The sequence below is a fragment of the Ruminococcus difficilis genome (genome assembly GCF_016680995.1).
In genome coordinates, this window is the sequence record NZ_JAEQMG010000129.1 from 1 (window position 1) to 15,916 (window position 15,916).

At 52.8% G+C, this 15,916-nt stretch carries 16 protein-coding genes and 1 rRNA gene; 5 read left to right on the plus strand and 12 right to left on the minus strand.

Going from position 1 to position 15,916, the window contains the following annotated elements:
- Nucleotides 1–41 precede the first annotated feature (41 nt).
- From rrf to JKK62_RS12130, 10 genes are all read right to left on the minus strand, one after another.
- Nucleotides 42–158 (minus strand): 5S ribosomal RNA (rrf, locus tag JKK62_RS12085).
- A 60-nt stretch (nucleotides 159–218) separates the two neighbouring features.
- Complete coding sequence (locus tag JKK62_RS12090; protein ID WP_201428105.1) at nucleotides 219–716, minus strand: GtrA family protein; 498 nt, start codon at nucleotides 714–716, stop codon at nucleotides 219–221.
- 93 nt (nucleotides 717–809) lie between these two features.
- Complete coding sequence (gene argF, locus JKK62_RS12095) at nucleotides 810–1,733, minus strand: ornithine carbamoyltransferase (RefSeq protein WP_201428106.1); 924 nt, start codon at nucleotides 1,731–1,733, stop codon at nucleotides 810–812.
- Nucleotides 1,734–2,903, minus strand: a complete 1,170-nt coding sequence (locus JKK62_RS12100; RefSeq protein WP_201428107.1) for an aspartate aminotransferase family protein — start codon at nucleotides 2,901–2,903, stop codon at nucleotides 1,734–1,736.
- 6 nt (nucleotides 2,904–2,909) lie between these two features.
- Nucleotides 2,910–3,338, minus strand: a complete 429-nt coding sequence (locus JKK62_RS12105; RefSeq protein WP_201428108.1) for a GNAT family N-acetyltransferase — start codon at nucleotides 3,336–3,338, stop codon at nucleotides 2,910–2,912.
- An 18-nt stretch (nucleotides 3,339–3,356) separates the two neighbouring features.
- Nucleotides 3,357–4,214, minus strand: coding sequence for an acetylglutamate kinase (gene argB, locus JKK62_RS12110; RefSeq protein ID WP_186833238.1), 858 nt, complete (start codon nucleotides 4,212–4,214; stop codon nucleotides 3,357–3,359).
- 22 nt (nucleotides 4,215–4,236) lie between these two features.
- The gene (gene argJ, locus JKK62_RS12115) at nucleotides 4,237–5,466 is read right to left on the minus strand and encodes a bifunctional glutamate N-acetyltransferase/amino-acid acetyltransferase ArgJ (protein WP_201428109.1); all 1,230 of its coding nucleotides are present in this window, start codon (nucleotides 5,464–5,466) and stop codon (nucleotides 4,237–4,239) included.
- Nucleotides 5,467–5,555: 89 nt separating this feature from the next.
- Nucleotides 5,556–6,593 (minus strand): N-acetyl-gamma-glutamyl-phosphate reductase, encoded by a 1,038-nt coding sequence (argC, locus tag JKK62_RS12120; protein WP_201428110.1) that lies wholly within the window; start codon nucleotides 6,591–6,593, stop codon nucleotides 5,556–5,558.
- Between the two features lie 24 nt (nucleotides 6,594–6,617).
- A complete protein-coding gene (gene argH / locus JKK62_RS12125) occupies nucleotides 6,618–7,994 on the minus strand; it encodes an argininosuccinate lyase (protein WP_186833235.1) in 1,377 nt (458 codons plus the stop codon).
- A 205-nt stretch (nucleotides 7,995–8,199) separates the two neighbouring features.
- Nucleotides 8,200–9,423, minus strand: a complete 1,224-nt coding sequence (locus tag JKK62_RS12130) for an argininosuccinate synthase (RefSeq protein ID WP_186833234.1) — start codon at nucleotides 9,421–9,423, stop codon at nucleotides 8,200–8,202.
- 334 nt (nucleotides 9,424–9,757) lie between these two features.
- Between JKK62_RS12130 and JKK62_RS12135 the strand changes: the two genes are divergently transcribed.
- The 3 genes from JKK62_RS12135 (at nucleotide 9,758) to JKK62_RS12145 (ending at nucleotide 12,552) form a co-directional block, all read left to right on the plus strand.
- Nucleotides 9,758–10,264 carry a flavin reductase family protein gene (locus JKK62_RS12135; RefSeq protein WP_186833233.1) on the plus strand — a complete coding sequence of 169 codons (507 nt, stop codon included), beginning with the start codon at nucleotides 9,758–9,760 and terminating at the stop codon, nucleotides 10,262–10,264.
- A gap of 150 nt (nucleotides 10,265–10,414) precedes the next feature.
- Nucleotides 10,415–11,785 (plus strand): citrate/2-methylcitrate synthase, encoded by a 1,371-nt coding sequence (locus JKK62_RS12140; RefSeq protein ID WP_186833232.1) that lies wholly within the window; start codon nucleotides 10,415–10,417, stop codon nucleotides 11,783–11,785.
- A gap of 98 nt (nucleotides 11,786–11,883) precedes the next feature.
- Nucleotides 11,884–12,552 carry a YoaK family protein gene (locus JKK62_RS12145; RefSeq protein ID WP_201428111.1) on the plus strand — a complete coding sequence of 223 codons (669 nt, stop codon included), beginning with the start codon at nucleotides 11,884–11,886 and terminating at the stop codon, nucleotides 12,550–12,552.
- 28 nt (nucleotides 12,553–12,580) lie between these two features.
- On the opposite strand, the gene JKK62_RS12150 is transcribed toward JKK62_RS12145, so the two are convergent.
- Nucleotides 12,581–13,279, minus strand: coding sequence for a CpXC domain-containing protein (locus JKK62_RS12150; RefSeq protein ID WP_186833230.1), 699 nt, complete (start codon nucleotides 13,277–13,279; stop codon nucleotides 12,581–12,583).
- A gap of 142 nt (nucleotides 13,280–13,421) precedes the next feature.
- Between JKK62_RS12150 and JKK62_RS12155 the strand changes: the two genes are divergently transcribed.
- Complete coding sequence (locus JKK62_RS12155; RefSeq protein ID WP_201428112.1) at nucleotides 13,422–14,015, plus strand: hypothetical protein; 594 nt, start codon at nucleotides 13,422–13,424, stop codon at nucleotides 14,013–14,015.
- A 196-nt stretch (nucleotides 14,016–14,211) separates the two neighbouring features.
- Here the strand turns inward: JKK62_RS12155 and JKK62_RS12160 are convergent, their stop codons facing one another.
- Nucleotides 14,212–14,667 carry a DUF6465 family protein gene (locus JKK62_RS12160; protein ID WP_201428113.1) on the minus strand — a complete coding sequence of 152 codons (456 nt, stop codon included), beginning with the start codon at nucleotides 14,665–14,667 and terminating at the stop codon, nucleotides 14,212–14,214.
- A 271-nt stretch (nucleotides 14,668–14,938) separates the two neighbouring features.
- Here JKK62_RS12160 and JKK62_RS12165 point away from each other — a divergent pair, with 271 nt between their 5' ends.
- On the plus strand, nucleotides 14,939–15,868 hold the full coding sequence (locus JKK62_RS12165; RefSeq protein ID WP_186833227.1) for an AEC family transporter: 930 nt from the start codon (nucleotides 14,939–14,941) through the stop codon (nucleotides 15,866–15,868).
- Nucleotides 15,869–15,916: the final 48 nt, after the last annotated feature.

Consider the following 15,916-nt stretch of genomic DNA (forward strand, 5'->3'; position numbering starts at 1 on the left):
AAAAAGAAAAACGCCCACCCTGCTGGGTGGACACTTTTGGGTGTTGGCGCCTTCCTATTTTCACAGCCCGTCGCCGGGCAACTATCGTCGGCACTACAGGGCTTAACTTCCGTGTTCGGTATGGGAACGGGTGGACCCCCTGCGTCATCGACACCAACTGTTTGTTGCCGTGTTTCTCTCGACAACAATAGAGATTATATCACAGTGTCGGATAAAAGTCAAGGGTTTTCTAAAACTTTTTCCGAATTTTTTTCTTCTTCCTTTTTTTCGCCCTTTTTGCGGAAGATGATCAGCTTGCTGAAGATGTAATTGAGGAGCACAACGATGATGCTGGTGATGATTTTCATAATCATGTTGATCACGTTGTTGTCCGAGCCGAAAAGGAACGCCGCGCCCGCGAGGATACCCGTTTCAATAAGCAGGGTGACAAGTCTTGCGGAAACAAAGGTGCCGATCTCGTACCAGAGCGTTTTAGCGTCAAATGACTTGCTGCGGAAAACCCAGAGCTTGTTTGTGATGAACGCGAAGATTACAGCGAAAATCCACGAAATCACATTCGAGATGATGATGTTCAGCTCGCCGTTCATGCCGAAACTGCTGAAAAGCGTCATAAAGAGCCAGTAGGTTACCCAGCCGACGATTGTAGTGCACACGCCGAAGAACAGGTAGGACACAATGTCCCAGTGCTTCTTTATCAGTTCCTTAATTTTACTCAAATCCTTCAATCCCTTCAAAATCACTGTTCTATACAATATCACAAAAGCGCGCGGTTGTCAAACAGGGCGCGCATAAGCACGCCCTGATAAAGATTATTCCTCGGGTTCGCGGTCGAGCATGCACTCTACGAGCACAGCCTTCTGCGCGTGGAGACGGTTCTCAGCCTCCTCAAAGATTTCAGCCGCGTGAGCCTCAAATACCTCGGCGGTGATTTCCTCGCCGCGGTGAGCCGGCAGACAGTGGAGCACCATGCAGTCGCCGTTTGCGACAGCCATCAGCCCGTCGTTGATCTGGTAGCCCGCAAAGGCAGCCTCGCGGATCTTCTTCTCCTCTTCCTGACCCATAGAAGCCCATACGTCGGTAACGAGAACGTCCGCGTTCTTCGCGGCTTCCTTGGGATCCTGAACGATCTCGAACTTGTCGCCGTACTTCTTTCCGAACTCCATGATATGCTCGGGCGGCAGATAGTCAGCGGGACAAGCCGCCGAGAAGCTCATGCCAGTGCTGAGAGTGCCGACGATGAGAGAATTCATCATGTTGTTGCCGTCGCCGATGAAGCACATTTTCAGACCCTCGAGCTTGCCCTTGAACTCGCGGATAGTCATGAGATCGGCGAGAACCTGACAGGGGTGGCAGTAGTCGGTCAGACCGTTGATAATCGGGATCGAGCCGTACTCAGCGAGAGCCTCGACCTCGCTCTGCTCAAAGGTGCGGATCATGATAGCGTCGATAAAGCGTGAGAGCACGCGCGCGGTATCCCGAACAGGCTCGCCCCTGCCGATCTGCAGGTCGTTGGAGCTGAGGAAGAGCGGATAACCGCCGAGCTGTGTCATGCCGACCTCAAACGATACGCGGGTACGGGTGCTGGATTTCTCAAAAATCATGCCGAGAGTTTTGCCCTTGAGCAGCTTGTGCTCAATGCCATGCTTAAGCTCGTACTTGAGCTGATCTGCGAGATTGAGGGTGCGGGTAATCTGTTCGGGAGACCAGTCCTCGAGCTTCAAAAGATGTTTCATTTATTTACACTCCTTCAGTGTGGATTTTAATATACTAACTGCTTCTTTGAGTTCTTCGCGTTTGATCGTGAGCGGAGGAAGCATTCTTAGCACGTCCTTCGCGGTGATAATGAGCAGGCCGTTTTCAACACACTTCGCGGCGATATCATGAGCGTCGCCGTCGATCTCAATACCGACCATAAGTCCCATTCTGCGGACATTCTTTACTTCGGGAAGCTTCCTGAGCAGACCCTCGAGATACGCGCCCTTCGCTTCTACCTCGTCGAGAAAATCCTCTTTAGATACGGTGTCGATAACGTAATTCGCGCCCGCGCAGACAACGGGATTCGCACCGAAGGTGGTGCCGTGTGTAGACGGAGTCATAACGCCGCCGAGCTTGTCGTTACAAAGACAAGCGCCGATCGGCAGACCGCCGCCGAGACCCTTCGCCGCAGTAACGAGGTCGGGCTTTACGCCGTAATTCCGGAAGGCAAAGAGCTTGCCTGTACGTCCGACGCCCGTCTGAACCTCGTCGACGATGACGAGAATATCGCGCTCGGCGCAGAAGTCGAACAGAGCCTTCGCGTAATCCATATCCATGATATTTACGCCGCCCTCGCCCTGGATAAGCTCGAGCATAACGGCGCAGGTCTTGCCGCTGACGGCGTTTTCGAGCACGCTCATATCGCCTGCTTCTATGTATTTGAAGCCCTCCGTGAACGGGAAAAAGAAGTTGTGGAAAACGTCCTGACCTGTTGCCGAGAGGGTGGTAACGGTTCTTCCGTGGAACGAGTTGCGCAGAGTGATTATCTCATTTCTGCCCTCGCCGTACTTGTCAAAGCTGTATTTGCGCGCGATTTTGATGGCGCACTCGTTAGCCTCAGCGCCGCTGTTGCCAAAGCAGACCTTCGCCATTCCTGTGAGCTTGCAGAGCTTTTCGGCGAGAGCGCTCGCCTGCGGGCTGTAAAAGTAGTTCGACATATGCTGGATAGTCGACGCCTGCTTTGTGACAGCCTCGACCCAGCCCTCGTTGCAGTAGCCGAGACTGTTGACGCCGATGCCCGAGGAAACGTCGATGTATTTCCTGCCGTCCTCGTCGAAGGCGGTCACACCCGAGCCGCTGACGAGAGCAACGTCATAGCGTCCGTAGGTGTGCATTATGTATTTATTGTCAAGTTCTTTTGTTGTCATTTCAAATTATTCCTTTCGAGATGCGTTTTCATAAGAATAAACAAACACATCATCTCTCTTCACGAACCCAAAATCTCTCCAGAACTTCTGTCCTGTTTCGTTGTTCTGATAACAGAAGATATGGGTTTTGTCGATGCCGTCGGCGGCGATATTCTCGATCGCCTTTTCGGCAAGCCTGTGCCCGATATGACGGCGGCGGTACTCGGGCATGACCGCCATGTGGTGGATAAAGCCGCGTCTGCCGTCGTGTCCCGCAAGTACGGTGCCGACGATTTTTCCGTCGATAACGGCGACCTGGCTCATGCCCTCGTTGCGCCTGAGATAGCGCTCGATCTGTGATCTTTCGTCCGCCTTTGACAGCGCGCGCTTTGTGGTGATCTGCCACATGGCAAATACCTCGTCGTAGTCGTCAATCGTCATTGGGCGTATAATCATAAACATTTATTCCTTTACTTATAATTGATAGAACATCGTGCCGATACCCTCGTCGCTGAACAGCTCGAGAATAATGGAGTGCTCCAGTCTGCCGTCGATGATATGCGCGCGGTTTACGCCGCTGCGGACTGCTTCGACGCAGCAGTCGATTTTGGGGATCATGCCGCCCTTGATGATGCCGTCGCGCTTGAGCATCGGCACCTCGCTGACGTTTACGACGGGGATAAGCGAGCTGTCGTCGTTCACGTCACGGAGCAGACCGCGGATATCGGTCATGAGGATGAGCTTTTTGGCTCTGAGCTTCGCGGCGATCTGAGCCGCGGCGAGGTCGGCGTTGATGTTGTAGACCTTGCCGTCGTAGCCGCCCGCGACTGTCGCGACGATCGGGATATAGCCGTCCTTCATCGCCATTCTCAGCGGTTCGGGATTTACCTCGCGTATCTCGCCTACGTAACCGAGGTCGTGAGCGGAGGCGAGCTTGTCAGCCATAAGCAGTCTGCCGTCGAGGCCGCACATTCCGAGAGCCTTTCCGCCGTGGCGCTCAAAGAGCTGAACAAGGCTCTTGTTGACCTTGCCCGCGAGCACCATCTGGACGATGTCCATTGTCTCCTGGTCGGTGACGCGCATTCCGTCCTTGAATACACTCTCCTTGCCGACGGCGTCGAGCATCGCGTTGATTTCGGGGCCTCCGCCGTGAACCAGCACTACGCTGATTCCGACGAGCTGCATGAGCGCCAAATCGCTCATGACCGCCGCCTTGAGCTCCTCATTTATCATAGCGTTGCCGCCGTACTTGACAACAATCGTTTCTCCGACAAATTTTTTGATATAGGGCATCGCCTGAATAAGAACCTTTGCCCTCTTTGCATTATCCATATCTTTCACTCCGAATATTTATTTATGTGCGGTAATCTCCGTTGATCTTTACGTAGTCATATGTCAGGTCACAGCCGTATGCCTCAGCTTCTCCGTTGCCGTCGCCGAGGTTGATAATTATGTCGATCTCGCTCTCGATCAGGATTTCCTTTGCCTTATCCTCGTCAAACGCAAGACCCATGCCGTCCTTGCAGACGAGTATCTCACCCTTTGCGGAACGGTAGGAAACGTCGATTTTCTTAACGTCAACCTCAGCTCCGCTGTAGCCGATCGCGCAGAGTATCCTTCCGCAGTTCGCGTCCGCGCCGAACATAGCCGCCTTGACAAGGCTCGAGCAGATCACGCTCTTTGCGATAACCTTCGCGGTACTCTCATCCTTCGCGCCGCTGACCTTGCCGATAACGAGCTTTGTAGCGCCTTCACCGTCGGCGGCGAGCTTCTTGGCGACAGCCTTGAACGCCGCAGTAAGCGCCTCAACGAACAGCGCGTAGTCGCCGTTCTTCTCTGTGATTTCGTCGTTGCCTGCAAGACCCGACGCCATAATAGCGAGGGTATCGTTGGTGGAGGTGTCGCCGTCAACGCTGACCATGTTGTAGCTCACGTCAGCCGCCTCGATCAGCGCCGAGTGAAGCATCTCAGCCGAAACCGCCGCGTCTGTGGTGACGAACGAAAGTGTCGTGCCCATGTTGATATGGATCATGCCGCTGCCCTTTGCGATACCGCCGATCGTGACGGTCTTGCCGCCGAGGGTGAGCTGAACCGCCCATTCCTTCTTTATGGTGTCGGTGGTCATGATCGCTTCGGCAGCGTATGTGCCGCCGTCCCTTGTCATGCTGTCCTTAAGCGCGCCGACGGACTTTTCGATAGGCTCGATCGGAAGTGCCTGACCGATAACGCCCGTTGAAGCGACGATAACGTCGTCCGCAGCGATACCGAGAGCGTCAGCCGCAAGAGCGCACATCTGCTCCGCCTTTTCGTATCCGTCGGGGTTGCAGGCGTTCGCGTTGCCTGAGTTTGCGATCACCGCCTGAGCGACGCCGTTTTTGAGGTGTTCTTGTGTGACGTAGATCGTGTCGGACTTAACGCGGTTTTTTGTGAAGATAGCCGCCGCAGCGCAGGGCTTCTCGCAGAAAATCATACCGAGGTCGCGCTTTGTTGTATTGTTAGGCTTGATACCCGCAATCACGCCGCCTGCGACAAAGCCGCGCGGAGAGGTTACGGAGCCGTTTTCGATAAATTTATAGTTACTCATATTGCCTCTTCTGTAACGGAAAATATAAATCGGAGCGAAGCGACCCTTAATTTTCCATTTTCAATTTTCCATTTTCCATTTTCAATTTATTAGAACGCCGGCGGAACAATGACCAGACCTGTCTTTTCGTCCAGCCCGAAGATAATGTTCATGTTCTGGATCGCCTGACCTGCCGCGCCCTTGACCATGTTGTCGATCGCAGCGCAGGCTACGAGCTTGCGTGCTCTGTTGTCGAAGTGGAGCGAGATATCGCAGAAGTTTGAATAGCGCACGTTGTGGATATCGGCGCACTTTCCGTCGTCGAGAAGTCTGATGAAAAACTCGTCCTTGTAGTAGTCCTCATAAGCCTTGCGGATCTCCTCGTATGTAACGCCTTCCTTCAAATCGGCGTAAACGGTGGCTAGAATACCTCTGTTTACGGGCAGAAGGTGCGGTACGAAGGTGATGGTGACGTCCTCGCCGCTGAGCTTTGAGAGTGTCTGCTCGATCTCGGGTGTGTGGCGGTGAGATGCGACCTTGTAGGCGTGGAAGCCCTCGTTGAGCTCGGGGAAATGGCTGCCCTGGGTGGGCTTTCTGCCGGCACCGGTAACGCCGCTCTTGCAGTCACAGATAATGCCCTTTGTCGAAACAAGGCCGTTCACAATCGCGGGAGCGATCGCGAGAGGTGAGCAGGTTGTATAGCAGCCGGGGTTGGCTATGAGCTTCTTGCCCTTGATTTTATCTCTGAAGAACTCGGGCAATCCGTAGACGCTCTGAGCGTGGAGCTCCTTGTCGAGGAAGGTGCCGCCGTACCACTGGGTGTACTCATCCTCGCTCTCGAGGCGGAAGTCCGCGCCGAGGTCAATGAACGCCTTGTCGTTGGAGATGCACTTCTCGGCAAGCTCCTGAGAGAGACCGTGCGGAAGCGCGGCGAAGATAACGTCGCTCTTCTCGACAACAGCGTCCGAATTCTCGCAAATCATATCGTTGAGGAAGGTGTAGGACGGATAAATGTCGCTGAGCTTCTGACCCTCAAAGGATACCGAGCTGATTGCGGCGACCTCCGCCTCAGGGTGGTTCGAGAGCAGTCTTACAAGCTCCGCGCCGGCGTAACCCGTCGCACCGACGATTCCTGCTTTTATTTTCATGGTAATCATTCCTTTTGTTTTTTATTAAAGATTTTCGGCGATTTCCTTTACTCTCGCCGCCTGAGCCTTTACAAGCTGAGGAGCGGGGCCGCCGAACGCCGTGCGCTGAGACACGCACTTTTCGAGGGAGATAGCGTCATAAACGTCCTCTGTGAACACGTCGCAGACCGCCTTGTACTCCTCAATCGGAAGGCTCTCGAGGTCGGTGCCGAGCTCAATGCATCTCGCTACAAGCTCGCCTGTAGCCTTGTAAGCGTCGCGGAACGGCACGCCGTTTTTGGTGAGCCAGTCGGCGCAGTCGGTCGCGTTTATGAATCCGCCTGCCGCTGCCTTTCTCATGTTCTGAGGGATAACGCGCATGGTGTCGAGCATGGGAGTGAAGGCTGTAAGGCACATCTTGACGGTATCGACCGCGTCAAAAATCGCTTCCTTATCCTCCTGCATATCCTTGTTGTAGGCGAGCGCGATGCCCTTCATAACGGTGAGCAGGGTCATTGTGTCGCCGAAAACTCTGCCGCTCTTGCCGCGGACAAGTTCCGCGATATCGGGGTTCTTCTTCTGGGGCATGATCGACGAGCCTGTGGAGAACGCATCGTCAAGCTCGACGAACTTGAATTCCCAGCTGCACCACATGATGATCTCCTCCGAGAAGCGGCTGAGGTGCACCATGATGATTGAGAGCACTGACGCGAACTCTATGCAGAAATCCCTGTCTGAAACGCCGTCGAGGGAGTTGTTTGTGATTCTGTCGAAGCCGAGCAGGTCAGCGGTTACATTTCTGTCGATCGGGTAGGTCGTACCCGCGAGAGCACATGAGCCGAGCGGCATTTCGTCCATTCTCTTAAGACAGTCCTCAAGGCGCGAAACGTCGCGCAGGAGCATTTCGCCGTAAGCGAGCAGGTGGTGACCGAAGGTAATCGGCTGAGCGCGCTGAAGGTGGGTGTAGCCGGGCATAACGGTGTCGGCGTACTCCTCAGCCTTGCCGGCGATCACCTTTATCAGACCGACGACGAGATTTTTAACATTGACGACCTCTTTTTTGAGGTAAAGCTTTACGTCGAGCGCGACCTGGTCGTTGCGGCTGCGCGAGGTGTGAAGCCGCTTGCCGTTGTCGCCGATCCTCTTTGTCAGCTCGCCCTCGATGAAGGTGTGGATATCCTCAGCCTCCATGTCTACCGCGAGCGCGCCGCTCTCGATATCAGCGAGGATTCCTCTGAGTCCCTGTACAATATCCTGAACGCTCTCCTCGGTGATGATGCCGCATTTGCCGAGCATAGTCGCGTGGGCGATACTGCCCTCGATATCCTCGCGGTACATACGGCTGTCAAACGAGATAGAGCTGTTGAAATCATTTGTTGTTTTTGAAAGTTCCTTTTTGAAACGACCTTTCCAAAGCTGCATATTTTTCTCCTCCGTGTTTTTCTCCTCCGTGTTTTTCTCCTCCGTGCAGACAGGTCGGCGCACCGCCAAAAATCGGTGCCCGCGTCTTAAGTTAATCTGTCATTGATGTTTGCTTATTCTTTCAGACAGGTTTTCTTTACCCCTATATAAACACTTTATGGGCAGGGATATTTCACCCTGCCCGACTGCATGAAATTTTAAGTTTTTATTTGATCAGGCCCTTCTTGGCGCGAACCTTGATGGGAAGGCCGAAGAGGTTGATAAAGCCTGCGCTGTCGTTCTGATCGTAAACCTCGTCCTCGTCGAAGGTCGCGATCTCCTCGTCATAGAGTGAGTAGGGACTTGTTACTCCCGCGTCGATGATGTTGCCCTTGTAGAGCTTGAGCTTGACGTCGCCTGTCACATACTCCTGGGTGCTGTCAACGAAGGCTGACATAGCCTCGCGCAGAGGTGTGTACCACTTGCCGTCGTATACGAGGTCAGCGAAGGTGTTGGCGAGGTTCTTCTTGTAGTGGAGAGTATCCTTGTCGAGGCAGATCTCCTCGAGCTTGTTGTGCGCCGCGTAGAGCACGGTGCCGCCGGGAGTCTCATAAACTCCGCGCGCCTTCATGCCTACAAGACGGTTCTCTACGATGTCGGTGATACCCACGCCGTTTCTGCCGCCGATTTCGTTGAGCTTCTCGATCATCTCGACGGAGCCTACAGCCTCGCCGTTGAGCTTTACGGGGATACCCTTCTCAAAGGAGATGGTCACGTACTCGGGAACGTCGGGTGCCTGTTCGGGAGACACGCCCATCTCGAGGAAGCCTTCCTTGTTGTACATCGGCTCGTTAGCCGGATCCTCCAGATCCAGACCCTCGTGGCTGAGGTGCCAGAGGTTCTTGTCCTTGGAGTAGTTTGTCTCTCTGTTTATCTTGAGGGGAATGTTCTTTGCCTCAGCGTACTCGATTTCCTCCTCACGGGACTTGAACTCCCATGTTCTCCAGGGAGCGATGATCTTCATGTCGGGAGCATAAGCCTTGATGGCGAGCTCAAAACGAACCTGGTCATTGCCCTTGCCGGTGCAGCCGTGGCAGATAGCGTCAGCGCCCTCAGCCTTGGCGATCTCTACGATTCTCTTGGCGATAACGGGACGTGCGAAGGAGGTGCCGAGAAGGTACTTGCCCTCGTAAACAGCGCCAGCCTTGATGGTGGGGAATACATATTCTTCAACGAATTCCTTGTTGAGATCCTCGATGTAGAGCTTGGAAGCGCCTGTAGCGATAGCCTTCTCCTCGAGACCGTCGAGCTCGGTACCCTGACCGACGTTGCCCGAAACGGCGATAACCTCACAGTTGTCGTAATTTTCCTTTAACCACGGAATGATGATGGAAGTGTCCAGACCACCCGAATATGCCAATACTACTTTTTTGATTTTGTTGTCAGCCATGATGAATTTCCTCCGTTGATTTGATGTTACTACTACATTATACTACCAATTTTAGAAAAATCAAGCTTTTTTTGAATATTTATGCAAGTTTGCGCCTTTGCACAAAAATCGCGGCATTTGCGGAATTATTTCGCTCACCGCGCCGAAATATACCGTCAAAACTGTAATTTTCAGGCTTGTTTCAATGTGAAAACAAGGTGAAAGGCAAATCCGGAATATTCATTTTTTCGCTGGAAATATACACAATTATGAATATTGACGGGTTATCTATTGAATAATATTCAGATTTCTGTTATAATATGGAAAGTATAGAAACGAAAGGACTGAACTGTTTATGAGCAACTTCAAAACCATCACACCCAATGACATCACCGACAATGCCTTCAAGCTTATCGGCAAGGACTGGGCGCTCGTCACCGCGGGCAGCAAGGACAGCTTCAACACAATGACCGTCAGCTGGGGAAGCGTGGGAATCATGTGGAACAAGCCCGTGGCGTTCACGTTTATCCGTCCGCAGCGCTACACCTTCGGCTTTCTCGAGAAGAACGGAATGTTTACAATGAGCTTTTTTGACGAGGAATTCCGCAAGGCGCTTCAGATTTGCGGCACAAAGAGCGGCAGAGATATTGACAAGGTCAAGGAAACGGGACTGACGCCCGCTTTCACCGGGGACGGCGTTCCGTACTTTGAGGAAGCGCGTCTCGTGCTTGTATGCAAAAAGCTCTACGCGCAGGATCTGAACGAGGAGAGCATTATCGAGGAAGCAGTAAAGTCAAACTACAGCGGAGACGACTACCACAGAATGTACATCAGCGAGATAGTTTCGGTACTGAAAATGTAATTCGCAGGATATTCCCGACGCCTTGCTTTTTGGTGGGAAATGTGTTATAATTGGGGTTCTAAGGTGATTCGGCGTGATGAAACGGCACATTTTAGCCCGTTCAGCGCGAACATCTTATGTCCGTAAACTAAAATGAAAGGGAGTGATTCTATGGTAGATACAACCTGGGATTATTCTGAAAATACACCGGAGATCAACTTTCTCGCGGAGAAAATGTCGGAGAACTCCAAGATAGACCCGGCGCTTTACGGCAAGTACGACGTTAAGCGCGGACTGCGCGACATCGACGGCAAGGGCGTTCTGACAGGTCTTACCGACATCTCGACGATCAAGCAGAACAAGCTCGTCGACGGCAAGCTCGTACCCTGCGAGGGCGAGCTGTACTACAGAGGCTACAACGTCAACGACATCGTAGGCGGAATCCTCGCCGACGACCGCTTCGGCTTTGAGGAGGTTGTTTATCTGCTTCTCTTCGGCGAGATGCCAAACAGAGAACAGCTCCTGAACTTCAAGACGCTTCTGGTGCAATACCGCACCCTGCCGCAAAACTTCGTCCGCGACGTTATTCTCAAGGCGCCCAGTGAGGACATGATGAACTCCATCGCGCGCTCGGTACTCACCCTGTTCTGTTACGACAAGAACCCCAACGACACCTCTATCAACAACGTGCTGCGCCAGTGCATTCAGCTGATTTCGGTATTCCCGATGCTCAGCGTGTACGGCTACCACGCGTATAACCACTATCTGCGCGACAAGAGCCTTTACATTCACCGTGCTGAGCCGACCATGTCGACAGCCGAGGTTATCCTCTCTCTGCTCCGTCCCGACAGGAGCTACACCGACCTCGAGGCGAAGGTGCTCGACATGGCGCTGATCCTCCACATGGAGCACGGCGGCGGTAACAACTCGACCTTCACCACCCACGTCGTAACCTCTTCGGGCACGGACACATACTCCGCGATTGCGGCGGCGCTCTCGTCGCTCAAGGGACCCAAGCACGGCGGCGCGAACGTAAAGGTATTCGAGATGTTCGAGGATCTGAAGCAGACTGTCCGCGACTGGAAGGACGAGGACGAGGTCACAAGATATCTTGAAAAGCTGCTCGACAAGCAGGCGTTTGACAAAAAGGGTCTTATCTACGGTATGGGTCACGCGGTCTATACCATCTCCGACCCGCGTCAGGTCATTCTCAAGGGCGCTGTAAAGAAGCTCGCCGAGGTCGAGGGCTACGACAAGGAGTTCGACCTCTACGCTCTCGTTGAGCGTCTTGCACCTCAGGTCATCGGCAAAAAGCGCCGCATCTACAAGGGCGTCGCGTCGAACGTCGACTTCTACAGCGGACTGCTCTACAGCATGCTCGACATTCCCTGCGAGCTGTACACACCGCTCTTCGCCACCGCGAGAATCGCGGGCTGGAGTGCGCACAGACTCGAGGAGCTCATCAACGCGGGCAAGATCATCCGTCCGGCGTACATGAGCATCTCAACCGAGAAGGAATACACAAAACTCAGCCAGAGATAATTAAAAGGAGCGTTTTTCGACGCTCCTTTTTTTATTGTTTGCAATCCTCTCAAATCCGTGCTACAATATCCACAGCACATTTGAAATAAGGGATAGAAATGGAAATAGTCAAGAAGCAGATAACGCTCCACCACACAGTCAGCGTCATCGGCGGCTTTATGGCGGGCTATACGATCATCAACCACAGCGACATTCTCGCAAACGCCCAGACAGGCAACCTGATAAGGCTGGTGCTGTCGGCATTTGAGGGCAATCTTCTGAGCATCGGCTACATCGTTCTGCTGTTTCTCACATACGCGGCAAGCTGCATATTCTACACGGTTTTCAGGCGGTACTCGCCGCTGAGCATGAAGATAGTCAGCCTGATCGTAACGGCACTCGCGATATGCGCCACGGGAATCCTCTCGCTCACCGGAAACAGCTACCTCTCGGTTGTGCCTATAGCGTTCGCGATGCCCGTCCAGTGGAACGCCTACAAGAAGGCAGGCGGCAATTCGAGCGCGACGATCTTCTCGTCAAACAACGTCCGTCAGGCGGTCATGCTTTCGACGACATACGTAATGGACAGGGACAAAAAAGCACTCCGCAACGCGAAATTCTACTGGGCAACTCTGCTGTGCTTTCACACGGGAGTAGCGGCAGCGTGCCTGCTGAGCATATTTTTCGCCGCGCAGAGCGTCTGGTTCTGCTTTGTGTTGATAGGAATCTCGGTAATTGCGTACTACCGCTACGAGAGCGCGAAAATCAAAGCGTTCAGTGATATATAAAAGGGTTGGCGATGTGCCAACCCTTGATTTATTCCTTGACCTTATTGAGTCTTTCGATTTTTTTGGCGCGCTTGTAGCGGTACAGAATGTTGTCCGCCCACTCGCCGTCGATCTTGATGAAGCCCTTGAGCTTCTTGTCCTTGATTGCGAACTGCTCGACGATCTCCTTTGACTTGCCGTAGATTTCGAGCCGCGCAGTCTGGACGTAGGGAGTCATCTCCTCGCCCGTGAAGTATGTAAAGCCCATCGTATTGCTCTCGCGGTCGTACATCGAGAGATAGCCGTTCTTTACCTCGGCTCCGTCGAGCTTCTTGGAAACCGTCTGGCCGATAACCGCCTTTGTCAGCTCAACCGCCATGTCGTCGAGTCCCGACTCAAAGATAAAAATCTTCTCCTTGAAGGAGTTGAAGTCGGCAACGACGCGCTTGTTGATATTGCGCAGGTTGCTGTACTTCTCCTCGAGCTCCTTGTCGCAGAGCTGGTAACGGTCGATTTTAGGAATGAGATATATCATGAAGCGGTTCTTCATATCGTTATAAAGAATGGGGTACGTCAGCCGCGCGCTGTAGCCGCAGGACGGACACTTCCACGCGAACAGTCCGCCGTCAAGCACACGCTCGCGCTGCTCCTTGTCGACGGTCGCGTTGACGCTTGTATATACGACTGCCTTGCTCAGCTCGCCGCACATCGGGCAGACGACAGCCTTGTTGACCTTTTTTTCGGGCATAGCTTAACACCTCTTTCAGTTTATTATATCAACATTGTTGAGTTTTCACAAGTAAATTTGAAAAAAATATTGATTTTATTAAAATAATCTGTCATAATATATTTTAGAAATAAAGCGCTGCGGCGCATAAGGAGAAATAGATATGAGTCAAGCGATTATTGATAAGGTTAAAAGCACGATGAATACTGCCGCCGACACCATCACCACCGTCGCACAGAACTTCGTGGAGAAGAACCGCACAAAGGCAAAGCTCAACCGCCTGAGAATGGTGATGAAGAGCGAGAGCGAGCTGATGAACCGCGCCTATATCGCGCTGGGCAAGGAGTACTACGAGATGCTCAAGAAGGGCGATGTCACCGCCGCCGACGAGAAGCAGAAGAACCTGCTCGGCGTTATCGACAACAGCAAGGCTAAGATCGCCAAGGCGCGCGAGTGCTACCGTATGGTGCTCGAGAGCCAGAGCGAGTTCGTTTACGCTGTTCCCTCAGCGCCCGAGAAGAAGCCCGCCGAGGTAAAGCAGGAGGACGTAGTTGACATCACCGTAGCCTGCTCCAACGAGGACGACTACGATTCAAACCCCTTTGACGCAGTAGCCGAGAAGGCGGAAGAGGTCGCCGAGAAAGCAGAGGATGCCGCCGAAAAGGCAGCCGAGACCGCCGCTGACGCGAAGGAGCACATCGCAAAGGCAGTCAAGGAAGCACTCGACGAGGAGTATCCCGACGGCGAGCCGTTCTGATATCAAATACAGACTTAACCACGGAGAGACTGCGGTCTCTCCGTTTTTCCGTATATGGCAAAAAACTAAGGACAGGATTTTACTCCTGTCCTTTTACAATGCCGTGTAAGCAAAAGCATGAACGCTTCACGCGAAAACGCGAAAACGGTAAACGTGCCGCACTATAATACGCGAATCTGCCGCGGGTCTTACCCGATTAGCAGAAGTATACGTCCATCTCGCCCTTCTCACCGTCAGCTACGAAGTAAGCCTTGCTCTCTTCGGGCTTGAGGTAAACAGCGATTTCCTTAGCGTCCTTGCCGATGGTCTTTTTGATGTTCTCGAGAACGTCCTTAGCCGCAACCTGAACGCCGCCGAACTCAACAAAGAAATCAGCCTTAGTCTCAACGGGCTTTGCCTCAGCAATCTTAGTCTCAACAGCCTCGGGCTTCTTGGGAGCAGTCTTCTTGGGAGCCGCTTTCTTTGCGGGAGCCTTCTTGGCGGGAGCTTTCTTCTCAGCCTTAGCCTCAGCCTTAACTTCCTCAGCCTTAACTTCCTCAGCCTTAACTTCCTCAGCCTTAGCCTCTACAGCCTCAGCCTTAACCTCGGCAGCCTTTACTGTCTTCTTGGTTTCCTTTTCCGCAGCAGCAGCGGTCTTCTTGGTTTTTGCCATCACAAACTCCTTCTTTCATTTTGATTTATGATATTACTATTAATGTCTTTTGTAACATTGACTATATTATACATACGGGAAATTTAATTGTCAATAATCACAAATTATTTTTGGCGGTTAATACATATTTCGAAAAATTAAAAATTTCTGTTGGTGAATTTTCACAAGGTTTTTCGGCTTAATTTGTCGATAATATCGTCTTGACAGCGTTTTTCTTGCAATCCGTTTCCGGCTGTGATAGAATGGCGTTGTATGTAACGGGGGTATGCTTATGTTTCTTGAAAACTTTCTTGTCATCGGACAGCAGGTCATAGTACTGTTTATTCTCATCGCCGTGGGCTTTATCTGCGGCAAAAAGGGCGTGATCACGGAGCACGCCTCAAAGGTAATGACCGACATCGTTCTCTACGCCGTCACGCCCTGCGTAATGGTGTCGGCGTTCCAGCGCGAATTCTCGATGGAAACGCTCGGCAAGGTTCTCACCGCCGCGGTGACCGCACTGGTGATTCTCGCCGTGTCGGTGCTTATCGCGCGTCTTGTATTCCGCCAGAAGGATATCGCGCGGCGCAAGGTACTGCAGTTTTCTGTGATATTCTCAAACTGCGGCTTCATGTCGCTCCCGCTGCAAAAGGAGCTGCTCGGAGAGGACGGCTGGTTCTTCGGCTCGATCTTCGTCGCGGTGTTCAACATCGTGGTCTGGACGTACGGACTGTTCGACATGAGCGGCGACAAAAAGCAGCTCTCGATAAAGCGCCTCGCGTTCAACCCCGGAATCATCGGTGCGATTGCGGCAATCCTGCTCTTTGTGTTCGGGGTACAGCTTCCGCCCGTAGTCGCGCAGCCGATCACCCACCTCGCGAACCTCAACACGCCGCTGCCGATGCTGATCATCGGCTTCTACCTCTCGCAGGCGAACTTCAAAAAGGCGTTCTCGGACAGAGACGCGTACCTCGCGAGCGTGTTCAGACTGCTTATCATACCGCTCGCCGCGGCATTCGCGATGTTTTTCCTGAAGCTCGACAGAACGATGGTGATAGCGTTCACGATCGCCTGCTCGGCTCCCACCGCCGCGACAACGACGATGTTCTCGGCGAAGTTCAACCGCGACACAGAGCTTTCGGTCAGCGTAGTTGCATCAACGACCCTGCTCTCGCTCGTGACAATGCCGCTGATAGTGTCGCTGATCTGGAGCCTTTATTGAATTGAAAATGTAAAATTGAAAATTGAAAATTAATGGTCGCTTCGCTCC